The sequence below is a fragment of the Hydrogenophaga sp. genome, from assembly GCF_026125825.1.
Classification (GTDB): domain Bacteria; phylum Pseudomonadota; class Gammaproteobacteria; order Burkholderiales; family Burkholderiaceae_C; genus Hydrogenophaga.
Map to the genome: position 1 here is coordinate 1 of NZ_JAHCKK010000178.1, position 3974 is coordinate 3974.

General features: G+C 68.3%; 4 protein-coding genes. All 4 read left to right on the forward strand.

The genetic code is table 11. From position 1 onward, the window contains the following. Positions 1-718, forward strand: a 718-nt coding sequence (locus KIT86_RS24495; protein WP_297403256.1) for a LysR substrate-binding domain-containing protein, incomplete at its 5' end; no start/stop codon positions are given. Between the two features lie 13 nt (positions 719-731). Further along, positions 732-1532: a fumarylacetoacetate hydrolase family protein gene (locus tag KIT86_RS24500; protein WP_297403258.1), complete on the forward strand. Its 801-nt coding sequence runs from the start codon at positions 732-734 to the stop codon at positions 1530-1532. Positions 1533-1636: 104 nt separating this feature from the next. Continuing rightward, entirely contained in the window at positions 1637-3331 is a 1695-nt protein-coding gene (locus tag KIT86_RS24505; protein WP_297403260.1) for an AMP-binding protein, read from the forward strand. 26 nt (positions 3332-3357) lie between these two features. Next, positions 3358-3974, forward strand: a 617-nt coding sequence (locus tag KIT86_RS24510) for an NAD-dependent epimerase/dehydratase family protein (protein ID WP_297403263.1), incomplete at its 3' end; no start/stop codon positions are given.

Below are 3974 nucleotides of genomic sequence, written 5' to 3' on the forward strand. Positions count from 1 at the left end.
GGTGCAGGCGCAGTTGCAGATGCTCGAAGCCCTGGTGAGCGTGCGCGACGACTTCGACCCCGCACACAGCGAGATGCGCTGGCGTCTTTCGCTGTCGGACCTGGGCGAGATGATGTTCCTGCCGCCGCTGGCGGCGGCCCTGCGCCAGCAGGCGCCGCAGGCGCACGTGACCAACGTTTCGGTGGCGGCGGAAGACGTGCCGGCCGCGCTCGAATCGCGCGACATCGATTTCGCCATCGGCATCCTGCAGCCGCGCCACCGCGGCGTGCGCGCCGAGTTGCTGTTTCGCGAGCACTACGTGGCACTGACCTCCTCGCGCTGGCGTCCCGCCTCGGGACCGGCGGGGCGCACGCTGAGCGCCCGCCAGCTGTCCGAAGCCTCGCTGGTCGTGGCCTCGCCCACCGCCACCTTCCACGGCAGCGTCGAGAAGATGCTGGTCCGCATGAAGCTCTCCGAGCGCATCGTGCTGCGCGCCCGGCACTTCGGTGCGTTGCCCGAGCTGGCGCTCAACACGGACCTGTTGACCATCGTGCCGCAGATGTATGCCGCCAACCTCGGCCAGCGCCACGACCTGCGGGTGTGGGAGCTGCCGCGCGCGGCCGCGCCCAGCTACGAGGTGCGGCTGGTCTGGCACACCAGCACCGCGCAAGACCCGGCGCACCAGTGGATCCGCGCGCAGGTGCATCGCCTGTTCGGGCGCGCCGACGCCAGCGCCTGACTATGATGGCCGCATGAAACCGCAGACCCTGCTCGACCACCTGGACCAGGGCCGCCTCTGGCCCGCCGCCCTCAGCGCTCAAGCCGGCTTCGGTCTGGACGCCGCCTACGTCCTGTCGCTCGCGGTGCGCGATCTGCGCATCGCGCGCGGCGAGCGGCCTCTTGGCTACAAGGTGGGTTTCACCAACCGCACGATCTGGGCACGCTACAACGTGTTCGCGCCGATCTGGGGCACGGTGTGGGACACCACGCTCACCAACTGCGAAGGCGAAGGCCAGGTGTCGCTCGCGCGCATGTGCCAGCCTCGCCTGGAGCCCGAGACCGTCTTCGGCCTGAAGGCCACGCCCGTGGCGAACGCCTCGCTGGACGGGCTGTTCGATGCCATCGGCTGGGTCGCAACGGGCTTCGAAGTCGTGCAATCGCACTTGCCCGACTGGAAGTTCCTGCCCGCCGACACGGTGGCCGATGGCGGCTTGCATGCGCATCTGCTGGTGGGTCCGCGCGTGCCCCTGAGCAGGCTCGCGAAGAACGCGGGCGAACTCGATGCGCTGCTGGCCCATGCCGGTGTCACGCTGCTCAAGAACGACGAACCCGTGGAACTGGGCCAGGGCAGCAACGTGCTCGACAGCCCCTTGCGCGCGCTCAAACACTTCGTCGACACCCTGCGCGCCTGCCCGGGCGCGCCCGATCTGCGGCCCGGCGACGTGGTGACCACCGGCACCTGGACCGACGCTTGGGCGGTGCAGCCCGGCCAACGCTGGTCCGCGCGCTTCACCGATCCCCTGCCGGCCCTCACGGTGGATTTCATCGAGTGAACCCTGGGCCGCGCGGCGGCTCCGAACAGGTGAAACCCTCTAAACAGCGTGCGGAGGGCTTGGTAGATTCACCATTCGCACTCACAACAACGGAGACCCGCCACATGACCCAAGTCGCGCCCGAGCTGCTGGCCCTGCAACGCCTCTACCACTGGGAAAAGACCGACCCCCAACGCGTGGCCCTCACGCAGCCCATGGGCGCGGGCGCGGTTCAGGATTTCACCTGGGCCGAAATTGGTGACCAGGTGCGGCGCATGGCGGCCTACCTGCAATCGCAGGGCTGGGAGCCAGGTTCCAAGGTCGCGATCCTCTCGAAGAACTGCGCCTGGTGGATGATGAGCGACCTCGCCATCTGGATGGCAGGCCACGTGTCGGTGCCGCTCTACCCCACGCTCGCGGCCGAGACGGTGCGGCAGATCCTCACCCACAGCGAGGCCAAGGCCTGCTTCATCGGCAAGCTCGACGGCTGGGAGGGCATGAAGCCGGGCGTGCCGGCTGGCCTGCCCTGCATCAGCTACGCGCTGTCACCGTTGGACGCGCTCCAGGCCTACGAAGGCTGGGATGCGATCTGCGGCCGCCACCAGCCGCTCCAGGGCGAGCCCGCACGCGGCGCCGACGAACTCGCGACCCTGATCTACACCTCCGGTACCACCGGCATGCCCAAGGGCGTGATGCACAGCTTCGGCAACTTCGCCTGGGCCATCGATTCCGGCGTCAAGCGCATCCCGCTCTCGGGCGAGGACCGCATGCTGTCCTACCTGCCGCTGGCCCACGTGGTCGAGCGCATGCTGGTCGAGCACGGCTGGCTGCGCACCGGCATGCACGTGTATTTCGCCGAGTCGCTCGACACCTTCGCCGCCGACCTGCAGCGCGCGCGCCCGACCATCTTTTTCTCGGTGCCGCGCCTGTGGGTCAAGTTCCAGCAGGGCATCCACGCCAAGATGCCACCGGCCAAGCTCAACCGCCTCCTGCGCATCCCCATCCTGGGCGGCATCGTGCGCCGCAAGGTCATGAAGGCCCTGGGCCTTGACCAGTGCAAGTTCGCCGCCGGCGGCGCCGCGCCCATGCCCATGGCCCTGCTCCAGTGGTACAGCCAGCTTGGCCTGAACATCAACGAGGGCTACGGCATGACCGAGAACCTCGCGCTCTCGCACATCACCGAACCCGGCAAGAACCAGCAAGGCACCGTGGGCCCCACCTACGCCGGCGTGCAGCACCGCCTCGACCCCGAAACGGGCGAGGTGCAGATGCGCAGCCAGGCGCTGATGCTGGGCTACTACAAGGAGCCCGAGAAGAGCCGCGAGGCCTTCACCGAAGACGGCTGGCTCAAGACCGGCGACAAGGGCACGATTGACAAGCAGGGCCTGCTGCGCATCACCGGGCGCGTGAAGGACCTGTTCAAAACCGGCAAGGGCAAGTACGTCGCCCCGGCGCCGATCGAGGACAAGCTGGTGATGCACGAGGCCGTCGAGGCCTGCGTGGTGACAGGCGCCAACCTGGGCCAGCCGCTGGGCATCGTGATGCTCAACGCGGACGCGGCCACGAGCGTGGCGAACGACCCCGCCGCCCGCGCCGAGCTCGAAACCTCGCTGGCCCGCCACCTCAAGGACATCAACGCCACGCTCGATCCGCACGAGCAGCTGCAATGCGTCGTGGTCGTCACCACCGCGTGGACGGTGGACAACGACATCATCACGCCCACCTTCAAGGTCAAGCGCAACCGCATCGAAGACCTGTACTCGCGGTACTACGAAACGTGGGAAACGTCCGGAAAACGCGTGATCTGGCAGAAAGATTGACCCGGCCTGGCGGCTAACATACCGCCATGCACATCCTCCTGACCGGCGCGGCCGGGTTCATCGGCATGCACACCGCCCAGCGCCTGCTGGCGCGCGGTGACACGGTGCTCGGCATCGACAACCTCAACGACTACTACGCCGTGGCGCTCAAACGCGCCCGGCTGGAGCCCCTGCAGAAGCACCCGGGTTTCACCTTTGAACAGGTCGATGTGGCCGACCGCGAGGCCATGGCGCGGCTGCCGCACGACCAGGCCGCGTTCGAACGGATGCTCGGCCTCTCCCGCCCGTTCGGCCCCGCCGGGCTCGACCACTGGGAGAAGATCATGTTCCGGCCGACGCTCAACATCTCCGGGCTCACGGCCGGCTTCCAGGGCGCCGGGACCAAGACCGTGATCCCCTGCGAGGCCACCGCCAAGATCGACATGCGGCTGGTCAAGAACCAGACACCCGAGGACATCCTGGCGAAGTTCCGCCGCCATGCCGCCGCCATGGGCATGGGCGGTCTCGAGATCGAGAAGGGGATGCAGTACCTGCCGGCGCGCACCGCCATCGATCACCCCTACTGCCTGCTCGTCCGCAGGGCGCTGGGTGAGGGCTTCGACCAGGAGCCGGTCGTCACCCCCGTCGTCGGCGGCTCGAACCC